Source organism: Rhizobium sp. BR 314 (assembly GCF_047445805.1).
GTDB classification, from domain to species: Bacteria; Pseudomonadota; Alphaproteobacteria; order Rhizobiales; family Rhizobiaceae; genus Rhizobium; species Rhizobium lusitanum_B.
In genome coordinates this window covers 75,517-90,691 of record NZ_JARWLA010000022.1, presented here as the reverse complement: position 1 = coordinate 90,691, position 15,175 = coordinate 75,517, and the positions used below count along the sequence as shown (strand labels likewise).

The 15,175-nt window shown below is 57.8% G+C and carries 16 protein-coding genes and 2 pseudogenes; 6 read left to right on the top strand and 12 right to left on the bottom strand.

All coding sequences use genetic code 11. The annotated features are described in order from the left end of the window. Positions 1-47: 47 nt before the first annotated feature. From QD461_RS23910 to arsK, 3 genes are read left to right on the top strand one after another with little or no spacing between them, the layout of a single operon-like run. Positions 48-368: an ArsR/SmtB family transcription factor gene (locus QD461_RS23910; RefSeq protein WP_414089971.1), complete on the top strand. Its 321-nt coding sequence runs from the start codon at positions 48-50 to the stop codon at positions 366-368. A gap of 54 nt (positions 369-422) precedes the next feature. Continuing rightward, positions 423-1,850: an FAD-dependent oxidoreductase gene (locus QD461_RS23905; RefSeq protein WP_414089970.1), complete on the top strand. Its 1,428-nt coding sequence runs from the start codon at positions 423-425 to the stop codon at positions 1,848-1,850. Continuing rightward, positions 1,847-3,058 (top strand): arsenite efflux MFS transporter ArsK, encoded by a 1,212-nt coding sequence (gene arsK / locus QD461_RS23900; RefSeq protein WP_414089969.1) that lies wholly within the window; start codon positions 1,847-1,849, stop codon positions 3,056-3,058. Before QD461_RS23905 ends, arsK begins: the two co-directional genes overlap by 4 nt. Positions 3,059-3,395: 337 nt before the next feature. Here the strand turns inward: arsK and QD461_RS23895 are convergent, their stop codons facing one another. Beyond that, on the bottom strand, positions 3,396-4,292 hold the full coding sequence (locus QD461_RS23895; RefSeq protein WP_414089968.1) for a nucleotidyltransferase and HEPN domain-containing protein: 897 nt from the start codon (positions 4,290-4,292) through the stop codon (positions 3,396-3,398). A 185-nt stretch (positions 4,293-4,477) separates the two neighbouring features. On the opposite strand from QD461_RS23895, the pseudogene QD461_RS23890 reads away from it, so the two are divergent. After that, positions 4,478-4,804, top strand: a pseudogene (locus QD461_RS23890) (IS6 family transposase); the annotation flags it as partial. A gap of 251 nt (positions 4,805-5,055) precedes the next feature. On the opposite strand, the pseudogene QD461_RS23885 reads toward QD461_RS23890, so the two are convergent. Next, a pseudogene (locus QD461_RS23885) lies at positions 5,056-5,223 on the bottom strand (heme-binding protein); the annotation flags it as partial. Between the two features lie 241 nt (positions 5,224-5,464). Here QD461_RS23885 and QD461_RS23880 point away from each other — a divergent pair. Further along, positions 5,465-6,571, top strand: a complete 1,107-nt coding sequence (locus QD461_RS23880; protein WP_414089967.1) for a Fic family protein — start codon at positions 5,465-5,467, stop codon at positions 6,569-6,571. Positions 6,572-6,729: 158 nt separating this feature from the next. Here the strand turns inward: QD461_RS23880 and QD461_RS23875 are convergent, their stop codons facing one another. The 3 genes from QD461_RS23875 to QD461_RS23865 all read right to left on the bottom strand — a co-directional run bounded on the left by QD461_RS23875 (position 6,730) and on the right by QD461_RS23865 (position 8,241). Then, positions 6,730-7,380 carry a pyridoxamine 5'-phosphate oxidase family protein gene (locus QD461_RS23875; RefSeq protein WP_414089966.1) on the bottom strand — a complete coding sequence of 217 codons (651 nt, stop codon included), beginning with the start codon at positions 7,378-7,380 and terminating at the stop codon, positions 6,730-6,732. 286 nt (positions 7,381-7,666) lie between these two features. Further along, positions 7,667-7,888 carry a hypothetical protein gene (locus QD461_RS23870; RefSeq protein ID WP_414089965.1) on the bottom strand — a complete coding sequence of 74 codons (222 nt, stop codon included), beginning with the start codon at positions 7,886-7,888 and terminating at the stop codon, positions 7,667-7,669. A gap of 68 nt (positions 7,889-7,956) precedes the next feature. Next, positions 7,957-8,241, bottom strand: a complete 285-nt coding sequence (locus QD461_RS23865; protein WP_414089964.1) for a hypothetical protein — start codon at positions 8,239-8,241, stop codon at positions 7,957-7,959. A 218-nt stretch (positions 8,242-8,459) separates the two neighbouring features. Between QD461_RS23865 and QD461_RS23860 the strand changes: the two genes are divergently transcribed. After that, entirely contained in the window at positions 8,460-8,711 is a 252-nt protein-coding gene (locus tag QD461_RS23860; protein WP_414089963.1) for a pentapeptide repeat-containing protein, read from the top strand. A gap of 234 nt (positions 8,712-8,945) precedes the next feature. On the opposite strand, the gene QD461_RS23855 is transcribed toward QD461_RS23860, so the two are convergent. The 7 genes from QD461_RS23855 to QD461_RS23825 all read right to left on the bottom strand — a co-directional run bounded on the left by QD461_RS23855 (position 8,946) and on the right by QD461_RS23825 (position 15,138). After that, complete coding sequence (locus tag QD461_RS23855; protein ID WP_414089962.1) at positions 8,946-9,707, bottom strand: ABC transporter ATP-binding protein; 762 nt, start codon at positions 9,705-9,707, stop codon at positions 8,946-8,948. Continuing rightward, positions 9,704-10,705, bottom strand: a complete 1,002-nt coding sequence (locus QD461_RS23850) for a FecCD family ABC transporter permease (protein WP_414089961.1) — start codon at positions 10,703-10,705, stop codon at positions 9,704-9,706. The genes QD461_RS23855 and QD461_RS23850 overlap by 4 nt, the downstream gene beginning before the upstream one ends. A 35-nt stretch (positions 10,706-10,740) precedes the next feature. Next, on the bottom strand, positions 10,741-11,766 hold the full coding sequence (locus tag QD461_RS23845; protein ID WP_414089960.1) for an ABC transporter substrate-binding protein: 1,026 nt from the start codon (positions 11,764-11,766) through the stop codon (positions 10,741-10,743). 177 nt (positions 11,767-11,943) lie between these two features. Then, complete coding sequence (locus QD461_RS23840; protein WP_414089959.1) at positions 11,944-12,864, bottom strand: homocysteine S-methyltransferase family protein; 921 nt, start codon at positions 12,862-12,864, stop codon at positions 11,944-11,946. A 61-nt stretch (positions 12,865-12,925) separates the two neighbouring features. Further along, positions 12,926-13,615 carry an ABC transporter permease gene (locus QD461_RS23835; protein WP_414089958.1) on the bottom strand — a complete coding sequence of 230 codons (690 nt, stop codon included), beginning with the start codon at positions 13,613-13,615 and terminating at the stop codon, positions 12,926-12,928. Positions 13,616-13,626: 11 nt separating this feature from the next. Further along, positions 13,627-14,352: an ABC transporter permease gene (locus QD461_RS23830; protein ID WP_414089957.1), complete on the bottom strand. Its 726-nt coding sequence runs from the start codon at positions 14,350-14,352 to the stop codon at positions 13,627-13,629. A 12-nt stretch (positions 14,353-14,364) separates the two neighbouring features. Beyond that, on the bottom strand, positions 14,365-15,138 hold the full coding sequence (locus QD461_RS23825) for a transporter substrate-binding domain-containing protein (RefSeq protein WP_414089955.1): 774 nt from the start codon (positions 15,136-15,138) through the stop codon (positions 14,365-14,367). Between the last annotated feature and the right edge of the window lie 37 nt (positions 15,139-15,175).

Genomic DNA, 15,175 nt, shown 5'->3' with positions numbered 1-15,175 from the left:
GTCGAAATAGCCTTGACTTCGTAATGGACACGGGCCATGCTATTTCCATGAAAATCGAAATAGCCGCCGCCCAGCTTGAAGCTCTCGGGAATACCACCCGCCTCCAACTCTACCGGACGCTTGTTCGCGCCGGAGAGGATGGATTGCCCGTGGGTCGCATTCAGGAAAAGCTGGATATCGCGGCGTCGACGCTCTCCCATCATCTGAAGCGCCTGGTCGATACCGGCCTCGTGACCCAGGAACGGCAGGTGACGACACTGATCTGCCGCGCCAACTATCCGGAGATGCAGGCACTGGTCGGCTATCTCGTGGACGAATGCTGTGCCGATGCCAAATGCGGATCGACGACCGTGGAGGCGGCGGAGTGATCCCTTTTTTTGCCTAGATAATTCCAAATTACTAGAAATACCGAAGGAGCTGTCATGTTGAATGCTAGTGAACTTCCCGTGGCCGTCATTGGTGCAGGCCCGGTCGGTCTCGCCGCCGCGGCGCATCTCGTCACCCGTGGCACCCCCCTCGTTGTTCTTGAGCGCGGCGACACGGTTGGCGCTTCGCTGATCGAATGGGGACATGTCCGCGTGTTCTCTCCATGGAGATACAATATTGACGCAGCCGCCCGCTCCCTTCTCGAGAACGCTGGATGGCAAGGCCCTGATGGCGATGCTCTGCCAACCGCGTCCGACATTGTTGGTACCTATCTGCAGCCGCTCGCCGCACTCCCGCAGATCGCGCAGAACCTCAAGCTGGGCGTCACCGTCACCGCGATCACCCGCGAAGGGCTGGACAAGGTCTCGTCCGCCGGCCGCGACGCATCGGCCTTCGTCGTCCGATATAGGGACCAGGATGGAGAGGAAGTTTGGGTTCGGGCCCGAGCTGTGATCGACGCCTCCGGCACATGGACGCAGCCGAACCCGATCGGCATAGACGGCCTGCCCGTCCTCGGCGAGGCGGCGGCTTCCGATTACATCTCGTATGGCATTCCCAATGTCGCTGGCGTCGACAGGGGCAAGTTTGCGGGCAAGTGCGTCCTCGTGATTGGCGGCGGCCATTCCGCGATCAACGCGGCGCTGGCGCTAATGGAGGTTCAGGAGACAGAACCGGGCACGGAGATATTCTGGGCGCTTCGCCGCGGCGGCCTCGACCGCCTGCTAGGCGGCGGACTGAACGACCAGTTGCCGGAGCGCGGCGCGCTTGGCCTTGCCGCCAAGAGCGCCATGGAGGACGGTCGCCTGAACATGCTGGCGCCGTTTGCCGTAAGCAGAATTCAGAAGGAAGGCGACAGTCTGCGCGTCGACGCGAAACTCGCTGGTGCGCCGTACTCGATCAGCGTCGATCGGATCATCGTGACCACGGGGTTCCGGCCGGATCTCTCCTTCTTGCGCGAACTACGCATCGCCCTCGATCCCACCGTTGAAGCGCCGCCGGCACTTGCACCACTGATCGATCCCAATCTCCACTCCTGTGGCGACGTGCCCCCGCACGGCGTCGCCGAACTCGCGCATCCGGAGCCGGGCTTCACGATCGTCGGCTCAAAGTCCTATGGACGGGCGCCTACCTTCCTAATGGCGACCGGATATGAGCAGGTGCGCTCCGTGGTGGCGGAGATCGCCGGCGACCACAAGGCGGCGCGCGAGGTTCATCTGGTGCTGCCGAAGACGGGCGTCTGCAGCGTCGATCTTGGCGTGAGCCTGACCGAAGACGGCAAGTCCGGGTCATGCTGCGGCGATCCCGCACCAGCCAACGTCGATGCCTGCTGTGCTGCCGACGCGGCGGCACAGGCGGCCGAGCAAACAGGATGCGGATGCAATGGCGCGGCCCGTGCCGGCAACACGTTGGAACAGGTTCGATGAGCGATCACAAGGTTCCCGTCTCCGCGATCCTTGCTCTCGGTCTGACCCAGATCATTGGCTATGGAAGCCTCTATTACAGCTTCAGCATTCTCGCGCCCGCCATGGCGCGAGATCTGAATTGGTCGTCGGAATGGATTTTTGGCGCACTATCCGCCGCTCTCCTGATCGGCGGCCTCGCGGCGCCGACGATGGGGAAATGGATCGATCGGTTCGGGGCTGGCCGTGTCATGACGGGCGGCTCGGCGATCGCTGCTCTTGCGCTGGTGGCTTGTGCCTTGTCTTCCGGGAAGGTGGCCTTCGTTGTCTCGCTGATCGCGATCGAAACGGCATCCAACCTGGTGCAATACGGAGCGGCCTTCGCATTGCTCGTCCAGATCACGCCGCAGGTCGCCCAGCGCAGCATCACGTATCTGACGCTGATCGCAGGTTTTGCCTCGACGATCTTCTGGCCGATTACGACGGCGCTGCATGCGCATATGTCATGGCAGCAGGTCTATCTGGTCTTCGCCGCACTCAATCTCCTGATCGGCCTGCCGATCCATGCGTGGCTGTCGTTCAAAGCTACCAGGAGCGGCAAGGAAGCGTCGACGAGAAAGCACGTCAAACCCAGTATTCCACCATCGATCCGGACGCCGGCCTTCGTGCTGATGGCGACAGGTTTTGCGCTTGAAAGCTTCGTCAACGCGGCCCTACTCGTCCACATGGTTCCCGTTCTGTCTGCACTCGGGCTCGGAGCCATGGCGGTGATGGTCGGCACGTTGTTTGGTCCCGCGCAGGTCTTGAGTCGATTCACTAACATGATGCTCGGGGGTGGTCTGTCGCAAACGACGTTGGCGCTCATCTCTGCTGTCTTGCTACCAGCGGCGTTGGTGATCTTGATCGCCACGGCGCCATCCTTGCCAGGGGCTCTGGTGTTCGCGGTCGTCTTCGGACTTGGCTCGGGCCTTAGCAGCATCGTGCAGGGAACCTTGCCACTTGAACTGTTCGGAAGCGAAGGCTATGGGCAACGGCAGGGGCAAGTGCTGTCCATCCGCTTGGTGATCTCGTCAGCCGCACCGTTTGTCCTGGCCTTCATTATGCAGAATATCGGCGTGGGATGGGCTCTCTCGAGTGCAGCACTGCTTGGCACCGCTGCTGTGGCGGCCTTTCTCACCATCATCCGCCTGATGTCACGACATCAAGCGGCCGAGTTTGAACAACCTGCGTGAAGCACACAGCACGCTTTCTTTGGGCTCAAGCAAGAACGAAGAGCATCGGAGATCCCATGAAAGAGGTCACGCCCACCGAGAGTACGGATATCTGAGATGGATACGCTCTTTGGACAGTCACGCCTTGCAACGTTTGGCTACCTTGCCGCGTCTCGATCCATCTCATAAGGCGCGTAAATCAGTTCCGGCGGCTCATCTGGGCACGGCTTGGAGAATGCTGCGCATCGTCGCGATTTCCGGGAGATCGAGTTCTTGGGCGATCGATAAGGTGGCAGTCGGTGGGGCTGCGGGAGGATTTGGTGCGGGCCCTCGGTCGTCGATCGGTTACCTGTGACGCTCAAAGCTTCTTTCGCAACTTTTCGAGATGATCTTCGCAGATTGTTGTCACCAACTGCTGTAGTGCGTCCGTGCGCTCGCCAAGCCAGGCGAGCGCTTCCTCGGTAATCTGGAAATGCTTGGAATAGCGCGCTTTTACATAGGCTTGATTGATAGTGTTGAACCAGGCGGTATAGCGTTGCCGGTCCTGCGGCCAGATCCCTGCGAGCCGTCGGTCGCGACCCTCCGCAAGCGTCCTCAGATGGTTGAGGTTGTGCGAGGCAGGGCTGTAGTTCGTCAATGTCAGCAGAAGCGTCGAATAGGCGTGCTCGATAGCTTGATGCAGTAGGAATGCAGCCTCGGCTGTATCGCCTTCACTTGCATAAAATCGCACACCTTTAAGAAATTTCGTTGCCCTTTCAAATCGTTCAAAATGCCCTTGCGCGGCGCGATATTCCTGGGCTGGCGTCAGCGGCTTCGGCTCGGCAAGCTCCTCACCGTTCAGTTCGTAAAGAACGATGCCGTCTTGACGAATCTCGCAGAAGAAATAGTTGCCGAGCTTCAGTGCCGTGTTGACCTCGCGCAGAGAATGCACGGCCAGGCTGACGGGTGGTTTGATGATACGAGGAAAGCGGTCGGCGGCCTTGTACCAGTATAGGCCGAAGTCGGTGAGCTTGCGGTTGTTGACGATCACCAGCAGATCGTAGTCGGATTTATAGCCCTTGCTGGTATGTTCTTCATCTACCCAGTCCCCACGACTATAGGAGCCGAACAGAATGATCTTGAGGATGCGGCCTTTCTTCTTGAAGTCAGATGTGCCTTCCTTCAGGGCATCCTCGAACTCTTCATGTATGATCTCGACAATTTGCGCCAGGTCACGCCGCTTGCGTTCCGGTAGATGATCGAGACTAAACTTCATGGCGAGCGGAATCCTTTCTGATAATTCCAGATCTATGCATGAACCGGCAGCAATACCAGACGAATGTTGGAGCTAGCTTCGATTTCGCTCTCTACACGATCGCGTTCTTCTAGGCTCACGCCGCCGAACGAGGATATCAGGATAAGGCGCGAAAGAAATGAGGGCCCCACTGAATAGAGGCATCCTCTTATGGAGCAGCACGACGCCAAGCGATGCCGGCCGTCTAGCATCGATCGTGTAGGGGCCTGAACTACCGGGCCGAGAATTCGCATTTGCCTTTACTAAAACGAGAGCGGGTCACGTAAGGATTTCGGTCGCCGGGCGGATTGCAATGGTCCGATCCAATCTTTTCGGCGATCCGAAACCTCTTCGCGCCGCCTCCGTCGAAACACTGTATCATAACTACCCGTCTGCATCGCCGTGAGGGTGGTGGCACAATGAAGCGCCGTCGATGTCCTCGCCATCTCACTCCGGCAAATCCATCTAAAATCGGCTTGGCAAATTTAGCATGACATCCCGCTGATGAGTACGCAGGATACCGCTCCTGCTGCAAATGACCTCGGTGCACTGACCCTCCGACAAGGTGCGACCCAGAGCGAAATGCGGTTTCGCGAAAATCGCAGAGCGCTCTGGGTATTGGGTGCCTGACAAGGCGGTATTCTGCCGCAACACTGCAGACCGCATCACAAACATTCTTGCACCGATGCGATCTGCCTATGTATTCGCGCTGTTTCTTTAGGAGTTTCCTGAGCACCGACACCACGAAATCATGATCGGTCGAATCACGGCCGCCTGACGCGATGATGGCACCGACATAACCCACACCTTTAACGCTGATGGGAAACCCACCGCCGACCAGGCCCGCCGCCTCTTCCGGCGTGAGGTTCCAGAATCTAACGGCATATCCACTGCCATTCGGATAGGATTTCAGCCATTCCGCGCCGATGAAGACCTGATATTCCAGTTTCTTGCGCTCAGTGCTAACCTAGAAGCGCGTCATATTGGCGAGCTTGGCCGTGACCCAATACTCATTGTCCATTGATGAGCCCGCGATAGAAGGTTGTGGAGCTAAGGGCTCGAGCACGTGAGGTTTTGTAGATGAGCGATAGATGAGCTTGCCATAGCTCATCTATATGGATAATCATGAGCTATAGAGAGGTGGGCTATAACTCATGCAATGGAACTGGCAGTACGCCGATTGGCCGAGTTTCAAGTATGATGTTGCAAGCTTGATCCCGTTGGAGCAGAAATTTCTGCAGTCCGCCGGCGAGGTCATCGGTGCTGTGCGGCATTTTAATCAGGACGACAATAGTCAGCTTCGGATTGAACTGCTGAGTGACGAGGCGATCAAGACCTCAGAGATCGAGGGAGAGTTTCTCGACCGCACAAGCGTTCAATCATCACTGCGCCGACAGTTCGGCCTCACCACGGATGACCGACAGGTTCGCCCCCAGGAGCGGGGCATCGCCGAGATGATGGCGAATGTCTATCGAAACTGGCACCAGCCGCTGCATCACGAGGAGCTATTCCGTTGGCACTCTATGCTGATGGCAGGAAATCGATACATTGAAACGGTGGGCGCTTACCGCGAGCATGCCGACGCCATGCAGATCGTCTCAGGCCGACTGGACAAACCGACAATACATTTTGAGGCTCCCCCGTCTCGCCAAGTCGCCGGCGAGATGGAGAGCTTCGCCGCATGGTTCAATCAATCCGGCCCAAGCGGTCAAGCACGACTTCAGGCTTTGACGCGCGCAGCGGTTGGCCATCTCTATTTTGAGAGCATACATCCATTTGAAGATGGCAATGGCCGCATTGGGCGCGCGCTTGCTGAGAAGTCCCTGGCTCAAAACATAGGGCAACCTAGCCTGATCTCACTTGCCTTCATGATCGAGAAAAACCGCAAGGCCTATTATTCCGAGCTTGAGCGCTACCAGCGTACACTCGATATCACCGGCTGGGTCCTTTTTTTCTCAGAAACGATCCTGGCTGCCCAACGGGCGACGCTTGAACGCATAGATTTTTTCGTTCAGAAAACAAGGTTTTACGATCGGTTCAGAGGCCGCCTGAACAGTCGGCAAGAAAAGGTAGTCGCGCGCATTTTCAAAGAGGGCATAGCGGGGTTTAAGGGAGGCCTAAGCGCGGAGAACTACATTTCGATCACAGCCACATCACGTGCCACAGCCACGCGCGACCTTCAGCAACTCGTAGAGATCGGTGCACTTACGCGCACGGGCGAACGTCGGCATACACGTTACGCGCTGCTGCTGCAGAACTAAATTCAAGCGTGATCTTCATCGAGGTCGATATGCGGCTGAACGACGGTTCGATCCCACTCAAGAGCAAGTAGGTGAAAAGCTGCGGCCTGTTTCGAGCCTAAGCCTGGCGAGCGCACACACGGTAGTTATTGCTCAGTTTCGTGACCTCGCAGTCGAATCTAATACATTGTCCTGCGATAATCTTCCTCGAGCCCTTCGTCCATCGTTCGCATTTCATCGCGGTCCGTCGGGGCTCCTGTTGTCTCGTCCAGGATCATGTTTATGAGCGAGGGCATCTCGCTGCGATCCTGGAAATGTTCTGCGCTCCACAATCTAGAACGCCGGAAAGCCTTGGCGCAGTGCAAGAAGACTTCGCTGATGGTTACGATGATCGCAAGTTTCGGTGCGCGGCCGGCGACCGCCATATCTTTCAGAAGTTGCAGGTCACGGGTTAGAGCAGCCCACCCGTTTATGCGCAACGTTTCGTCAAAGCCAGGAATTAGAAAGAGCAGTCCGACGTTCGGGTTGGCAACGATATTAGCAAGAGTATCGAGACGGTTGTTGCCCGGGCGATCGGGGATCGCAATGGTACGCTCATCAAGGACCTTCACGAATCCTGGCGGGTCGCCGCGCGGACTGACGTCAGCCTTTCCGTCCAGATGCTGCGAACCGATGCACAGAAACGGCGAGCGCCTGATGAATTCTCGCGCATGCGCTCCCAGAATATTCTGACACTTCAGTGTAGCCAGAGAGTGGGTTGGCTCGAAAAGCGCCCGAAGTGATTGTTCATCTTCAATTGCGAAATTGGGATTGAGTTCTAACGCCGCCATGATTTATCTCCCCGATTGCTCCCGTTTGTCTCCTTGCCGGTACGCAACATCTCAGATCTCCATTGATCTCCATGCCATAAAACTGAGGTACGTACATCAGAAGCAATACAAGATATTGACCGAGGGATCAATGTGATTTGTCGGCATTGCCGGAGGTCTTGGGTGACAGCAATAGCCCTATCTGAGCAAATGATGGGTCCGCTCCTGGCCGATAGGGATGAAAAAGTCCCATTGCGCCCGTGGGGCAGCATTTGCCTGGCGGGCGCGCGCCGAGGTGTCGTTCCCTTCACGCCGGCATCGCCGCCGGTGCTGGAATGAGCTTTGCGAGATTCCGGAGGTCTCGGCCTGCGGGTGCGATGCGGAACGCATCGCGGGCTCCGTTCGGTCCTTGCAATCGCAAGCGACCCAATTTGTGGATGCGTTTGAGATGGGCAGACAGCATCTCGACCTTCTTCTTCTGCGGCCTCGATGTGACATAGGCTTCCGTTTTCGCGCTATAGCGAGCCATGTCGCGAGCCCCCTCTCGGGTGGAGCGTGCTATCTTGCGCGCCAGGGCGTTCGGACAGCGTCAAGGTTTCAGGGCCAGGCATCGCAGTCGTGCTTTCCGGCGCGAGAGCGTACCCAGCCATCCCAATCGATGACCGGATGCTCGTATCTGCAGGTTATCTGCCGTGAGCGCAACTCCTTGTCACCAGGGCAGCTATAGAGATCGCGCTTGTGATCGCAGGCAAAGTCAGCGCGCTCGAAGGCATCGCGCCGCTGGCCGTCATGAACGAAGTTGCCCATTCGGACGCTAAGCTGGCCGAAGCTGTGGCATGTTTTGGGGAATTTCGCGACGAACGGTATGGCCAAAACTGGCATGGGCTCGTCTTAGTTTCAGATTGGACGATCGCAAATGACTGTGCAATCTGGCATTCTTCAGGCCCCAATCATGGTTTTGACCGGAGGAACAATGAGCGATCATCAAGAACACAACCCATTTGATGGCCCTCAGATGCAGGGAAGCATTACAAACGAGCCGATAGTCGGGCGCTAATCTCGATGGTGTAAACCTTGCAGACGCACGATCTTACGCTGTTTTGACAAAGGCAAGATTCACCCGCAGCAATTTAAGCGAAGCGCGTTTTGACGATATCTGCCTTGCCGATACGCGCTTTAACAACGTCAATCTGTCCGGAGCCACCATCACGAACGCCAATCTATCGCGATTGACCATACGCGATGTCACACTGGCAGGGTCAGACATCAGAGACGTCGATTTGACTGGGATGCGGATCAACGGCGTTCTCGTAACCGATCTGTTCATCGCCTATGAAAAGACGACGGCCTGAAGAAAGCCAACTTATGTCTGGGCAACTACTGAAGTCATCCCACAAAGACTAAGGAACTGGATGAGCACGCGGTCTCCGTCACCCGCTCCGGTCAGGGAGAACGCCGCTGTCTGTTCATGTGTCTTCCATCACGCCCGTGCCCACCGGCAATTGACGGCCAGATAGCGAGGCGAACGGGTTGCAGGTACGGGCCGGCGTCCTGCGGGACAAACAGTACCGCAACAGTCGGCTTCGTCATCGCAGGTAGTGGATATGGGGTCGTCCATGATGAGGCGAGATTTCCACTCGTGCCTCGATGGTAAAGACATCCCTCAGCAAATCTTCCGTTAGCACGTCTTCAGGTGGCCCTGAAATGACAACCGCGCCGCGCTGCATGACAATCAGCTGGTCGCAGAACATGGCGGCATGGTTGAGATCGTGGAGGGCGATGATGCTGGTGACGGGCAATCCGGCAATCAAACGCATAAGACCAATCTGATGCTGGATATCGAGGTGATTGGTCGGCTCATCGAGAATGAGCTCTCTTGGCGCCTGCGCCAAGGCCCGCGCGATATGTGTGCGCTGCTTTTCCCCACCCGACAGGCTTTGCCAACGGTCGGTGCGCTTTCCCGTCATGCCGGTACGATTAAGTGCGTCTTCTACCGCTTCATCATCTGAAGGCGTCCAGCCTGAAAACATCGACCGATGCGGAAAGCGGCCGAGTTTTACGACATCGATAACCTTGAGATTGGCGTTGGTGGTGGCGTGCTGTTCGACGAAGGCAACGCGCCTCGCAATCGAGCGGCGCGACATCCGCTGTAGATCCTGCTGTTCAAGCGTGATGCGGCCAGAGTTCGGTCGCTTTAATCCGGCAAGAAGGCGCAGGAGCGATGTTTTGCCGGAGCCGTTCGGGCCAAGCAGGCCCAGCAACTTGCCGGCGGGTGCTTCAAACGAAACGCCGTCAAGCACGATATTCTCGCCGATCTTCCAGGTGATGTTGTCGGCCTTGATGCTCATGATGCGCGCTGAAACCGGTAGAGAATGACCGAGAAGAATGGAACGCCCACCAGGGCTGTGACCACCCCGATTGGCAGAACCTGTTGGGGAATGAGAATGCGCGAGGCGATGTCAGCCAACACCATAAACATCGCTCCGATGATGGCACAGACCGGGAGCAAGCGGACATGGAGTGGCCCGACAATGAAACGTGCTACATGCGGCACGACCAGTCCGACAAATCCGATCGAACCGACCATGCTTACGATCGTTGCCGTCATCATCGCAGTCAGCGCGAAGAACCCCAATCGTGCGCGTCCGACATTGACGCCAAGGGATGAGGCCGCCTCGTCGCCAAAGGCGAACGTATCGAGGATCCGCGCACAAAGCAGACAGGCAGTAAGCCCGAAAGCGACGACGATCGATACTAGTACGAACTCCGGCCAGCGGACACCGCCGAAACTGCCAAGCAGCCAGAACATCACATCGCGTGCCTGCTGCGCATTTCCGGATGTCGTCACGATATAGGATGTTGCTGCATTGAACAGCTGAGAGGCGGCAACGCCGGCAAGGATCGTGCGATCAGCACCGCCTCGCGTGCCGTTCGACAAGAGAGCGACGAAAAGAAAGGCCGAAAATGCGCCGGCAAAGGCTCCCGCCGAGAGCGATACCGTACCTGCACCGACACCCAAGATGACAATTGACACGGCGCCGGTCGAGGCGCCTGCCGAAATGCCGAGGACATAGGGCTCGGCAAGCGGATTTCGAAGAAGCGACTGCATGATGGCGCCCGAAAGGGCAAGGCCCGCTCCACAGAAGGCGGCCACTAATGCCCGGCTCAGGCGATAGTCAAATATCACCGTTTCGTGGATGCGGTTAAGTTCGATCTCCGTCCAACCGAGCTTGTTGGTGACGGCATAGAAAGTCGTCGATAGCGGTATCGGCAGATCGCCGATCCCGACGCTTGTAGCAATGATCAGGCCGATGGCCGCAAGAGAGGCAAAAAGCAGCAGGCACATGACGGCCAACTGCGGGAGAGTTCGATATGTTCCGGTCACTTCAGCAAGCCAAGCGCCTTGAGTTGCCCGGCAACCTGCTCGGCACCATAAATCGTCCGGATGGTGGGGTTCATGGCCTGGCCGTCCATGACGACGATGGCCTTGTTCTTGACCGCCGGCAGTTGGCTGACGGCGGGATCGGTGGTCAGAAACCTGATCTTTGCTTCAGGCTTGTCGAGTTCCCAGCGATTGCGGTCGAGGTTGGCGACGACGATGACGTCGGGATTGGCGGCGATGATGCTCTCCCAGCCGAGCGTCGGCCATTCCGCCTCTGCCGTAATGGCGTTGCGGCCGCCAAGCAGATCGGCGATAAAGCCTGAGGCGCTGTTCTTGCCTCCCAGATAGGCGTCGGAGGACGGCGACTGGCTGGAAAACCAGAAAACATAGGAGAGCGGCTTGCCGTCTCTCGACACGGAGGAACGAAGGGCCGCCTCGCGGGCCTTGAAATCGGCAATCAGAGCTTGGCCGCGATCGGGGATATTGAAGATCTGCGAGAGTTCATCGATCTCCCTGTAGAGCAGATCCATGTTCCAAAGCTCTCCGCGGCTGCCATATTGGTCCTTGACGGCGGCGGTGCTGAGGCACGTGCTTGGCGATAGATAGGTCGAGACGCCGACTTTTTCGAAATCCTCGCGCTTTGCGACCTTGCTGCTCGGCCCCATTAGGCTCGGCAAAGCCGCGGCGACGAAATCGGGGCTCTGCGAGAGGAGCGATTCAAAGGTCGGGAATTCAACAGTCAGGAGCTTGACCTTGGCATTGGCCTCGGCGAGCTCGGGGAGCACCTTGCTCGGCCAGAATGCGGTACCGACCATCTTGTCCTTGAGGCCAAGCAGAAGAAGGACTTCGGCGCTATTTTGCCCAAGCCCGATCACGCGTTCGGGAGCTTTTTGGAATGTGACCTTGGCGCCGCAATTATCGATTGTCAGAGGATAGGTGGTGGAGGCGGCGGACGCCGCCATCGTTGCCAAGCCCAAGCCGGCCCAGAAACCGGAGATGGTCAAAAGTGATTTCAATATAGTCACGGAATTATCCCGGTGATTGCGATGAGCATGCCCGTGCGAAAGCGCCCGCGGTCGTATAGCTCGGTCAGGCGCACAAAAACAAGAGAATATAACTCATATTTATGCAAAACAGATCGAGATAGCGGAATTCATCGTTTGGCAAGTCGATCGTCCCTCGGGCTGGACTGCGGTGGCAGATCACCCATCGACGCCGCGCAGGAGCGTCCGTTTCAGCCGATGAATATGACTGGCGCCAATCCCGCAGCAGCCGCCGACGATTGTTGCACCGGCATCCACCCAGGAGCAGGCAAAGCGTGAATAGGCGTCATCGTTCAGATCGTCACGGGTCGCATGAAGGCCCTCATTGGCCGCGGACTCGCCTTGTTCACCTTCGAAAGCATTGGCATAGACGCCGATCTGAAGGTCGGAGCAGGCGTGCTCGATGATCGCGGCAGTCGCTTCGACGGCGGCACCCATGACTTCCGGCTTGCTGCAGTTGAACAACAACGCCTTGGCGCCGGAGGTTGCCGCCCATTGTGCCGCATCCTGGACCGTCTCGCCCGAGCGCAATCTCGGAGCAGCGCCGTTCCCTTGCGTGGCGTCATCGGCTAGCGTGAACGAGATCCAGAATGGCTTGCCCGTTTCCGCGACTGCCGTGCGCACGGCTTGCCCTTCAGCGAGCAAGCTCAGCGTCTCTCCCAGCCACACGTCGACATAAGGATTGAGGTTTTCAACCAGAACCTTGAGATAATCCTGCACCCGAGACGGGTCGAAATTCTGTGGCTCGTACGAGCCAAAGATGGGTGGCAGAGAACCTGCAACCAGAATTTTGCGATCCTGGCAGGCATCTGCGGCATCGCGAGCCAGTTGCCCAGATCGTGCGATCAGGGCAGGGCCTTGCTGCCAGAACCGCTCCTCGCCGATATGGAACGGGACGAGCGCATAGCTGTTCGTGGTAATGACATCCGAACCGGCGCCAATGAACTCGTCATGGACCTGCCTGACGATGCTGGGCGAATTGATCAGCGCCAGCGCCGACCATTCCGGCTGCTTCAATTCCGCCCCGAGGCGCAGGAGTTCGCGGCTCATGCCGCCGTCGAGAATGTAGGTTCTGTTCATGAATGAAATCTCCAAAATGCTCGGATCTGCGGAGAGTGTCGGTCTCTCCCTCGTGTGTTGGCTAGCGCCGCACTGGCACCTGCGCCTCCAGAAAGCGGAAGCTTCGAGCGACGATGGCGGTTAGAACGAGATAGAAGACAGTAACGACGATCAGCGGCTCGTAGACGAGTAGCGTGTCCTGGCGCACCTTGCTTGCAACGGCATAGAGATCCATCACCGTGACGGTGAAGGCGAGTGGTGTCGCCTTCAGCTGCATGACGACTTCGCCTGCGATCGTCGGCAACGCGATTCGAATGGCCCGCGGCAGCCAAATGCGTCGCGTCAGCGTGATGGGACCCATGCCGAATGCACGCCCTGCTTCCAACTCCCCCTTGGGCACCGCAAGCAATGCGCCGCGCAGGACTTCTGCCTCGTAGGCCGCATAGTTCAACGTGAAGCTGACTGCCGCGAAGAAGAAGCCTTCACGCAGGATCGGCCAGAACATGCTCTGCCTAATGCCGGGGATCATCGGGAGAAGGGAACCGACGCCGTAATAGAGCAGCCAGAGCTGTATCAGCAATGGTGTGCCTCGAAAGAAGGTGCAATAGCCACGGGCAAGCGTTCGAAGGAGCGGACCGCCGCTGACCTGTGAGAAGGCAAGGCCGATGGCTATCACGAAGCCGAAGGTAACGGAAATCACAAGCAGCGTCAGCGTTTGCACGGCGCCCGTCAACAGGAGCTGCCAGTATGATGCTATCCATGAGAAGGTCAAATCATCGCTCCTCACGTGGGCTTTGGCTGGCCACGCCGCACGCGTCGCTCGAGGAGATCGAACATCGCATTCGAGACGAGAGTGAGTGCCAGGTAGATGAAGGCGGATGCAAGGAAGAATATGAAGTAGTGCTTGGTGCTCGCACCGGCGAGGCGAGTGGCAAGGGCGAGCTCCTGATATCCGACGACCGCGACGAGCGCGCTGTCCTTGGTGATCGACATCCATAGATTAGCAAGGCCGGGCAGCGCGTTTGGCAGGAGGGCGGGCAGGATGATGCGACGGAAGCGCAGCCATGGCCCCATGCCGAACGCCTTCGCCGCTTCGATCTGGCCGGATGGGATTGCAAGGATCGCGCCGCGCAGCACCTCCGTCATATAGGCGCCCTGCACGAAGCCGAGCACGGCAACGGCCACCGCGAAGCCGTTCAGTTCGAAGGCCGGCAGATTGAACATGGCGAGAAGACGGTTGAGACCATCGATCCCGGCATAATAGAGCCCGACGATCAGGATCAGTTCGGGGACCGCGCGGATCGCGGTGGTGTAGAATTCAAGCGCCAGGCGTAGCAGCCTGATGCCGGAAAGTTTTCCGAGCGCACCGCCGGTACCAAGCAGGAGGCCAATCAGAAACGCGCCGGCAGAGATGGCGACCGTCGAGGCGGCTCCAGTCAGCAGCACGCCGCCCCATCCAGGTGGATAGGGGGAGAGCAGCTCCAGGATGCTTTGTTGGGAGGTCGCCATCGTCGCTGTGTTTTACTTGGCGCCGTAGATGTCGAAGTTGAAATACCGCTTGGTGATCTCGTCGTACTTGCCGCTGGCACGGACTGCGGCGATGGCTTTATTGAGCTTTGCCTTCAGCGCGATGTCTTCCTTGCGCAGGCCGCCCGAAACGCCGGCCCCAAGGATTTCCTTGTCGTCGACCACATCACCCATCTTGGCGCAGCAATCCTTGCCGCTATCGCTTGCCAGGAAGGCATCAAGGGCAAGCGAATCGCCAAAGACATAGTCGATGCGACCGGCAGACAGATCCTGGAACGCTTCGTCGAGGGTCTGATAGGTCTTTTCGTCTGAAGCCGCGGCAAAATACTTCTTGTAGTAATCGGACTGGATGGTCGAGACCTGGATGCCGATGGTCTTGCCTTTGACATCTTCTGCGGTCGCTCCAGTCTTCTGGTCCTTCGGTCCGATCAGCGTACTGGGCGTATTGTAGTATTTGTCGGTGAAATCGATGACCTTCGAGCGCTCCGTGGTATTTGCCATTGAAGACCAAATGACGTCGAACTTTTTGCTCTGAAGGGCTGGAATGAGGCCATCCCAGGAGAGCTCAACGATCGAGCACTTTTCCTTCATCTCATCGCAAACCGCATTCATCATATCGATTTCCCAGCCCTGCCATTTGCCTGCGGCATCCTTGGCAAAGAAGGGTGGATAGGATTCGTTCATGATGCCGAAGCGAACATCCGCCTGCGCCGTCATCGCCGAAAGGGTAAATGCAAGCCCGGCAAGCAAAGTGGAAGCCAGTCTCATCTTAGGGGTTCTCCTAGGTTTTGTTCTGTGAAAGGGA

Bases quoted from the DNA above. Each gene is read 5' to 3' on its own strand.
- QD461_RS23910 (WP_414089971.1), top strand. From the start codon at position 48: ATGAAAATCGAAATAGCCGCCGCCCAGCTTGAAGCTCTCGGGAATACC.
- QD461_RS23905 (WP_414089970.1), top strand. From the start codon at position 423: ATGTTGAATGCTAGTGAACTTCCCGTGGCCGTCATTGGTGCAGGCCCG.
- arsK (WP_414089969.1), top strand. From the start codon at position 1,847: ATGAGCGATCACAAGGTTCCCGTCTCCGCGATCCTTGCTCTCGGTCTG.
- QD461_RS23895 (WP_414089968.1), bottom strand. From the start codon at position 4,292: ATGAAGTTTAGTCTCGATCATCTACCGGAACGCAAGCGGCGTGACCTG.
- QD461_RS23880 (WP_414089967.1), top strand. From the start codon at position 5,465: ATGCAATGGAACTGGCAGTACGCCGATTGGCCGAGTTTCAAGTATGAT.
- QD461_RS23875 (WP_414089966.1), bottom strand. From the start codon at position 7,380: ATGGCGGCGTTAGAACTCAATCCCAATTTCGCAATTGAAGATGAACAA.
- QD461_RS23870 (WP_414089965.1), bottom strand. From the start codon at position 7,888: ATGGCTCGCTATAGCGCGAAAACGGAAGCCTATGTCACATCGAGGCCG.
- QD461_RS23865 (WP_414089964.1), bottom strand. From the start codon at position 8,241: ATGCCAGTTTTGGCCATACCGTTCGTCGCGAAATTCCCCAAAACATGC.
- QD461_RS23855 (WP_414089962.1), bottom strand. From the start codon at position 9,707: ATGAGCATCAAGGCCGACAACATCACCTGGAAGATCGGCGAGAATATC.
- QD461_RS23850 (WP_414089961.1), bottom strand. From the start codon at position 10,705: ATGTGCCTGCTGCTTTTTGCCTCTCTTGCGGCCATCGGCCTGATCATT.
- QD461_RS23840 (WP_414089959.1), bottom strand. From the start codon at position 12,864: ATGAACAGAACCTACATTCTCGACGGCGGCATGAGCCGCGAACTCCTG.
- QD461_RS23830 (WP_414089957.1), bottom strand. From the start codon at position 14,352: ATGGCGACCTCCCAACAAAGCATCCTGGAGCTGCTCTCCCCCTATCCA.
- QD461_RS23825 (WP_414089955.1), bottom strand. From the start codon at position 15,138: ATGAGACTGGCTTCCACTTTGCTTGCCGGGCTTGCATTTACCCTTTCG.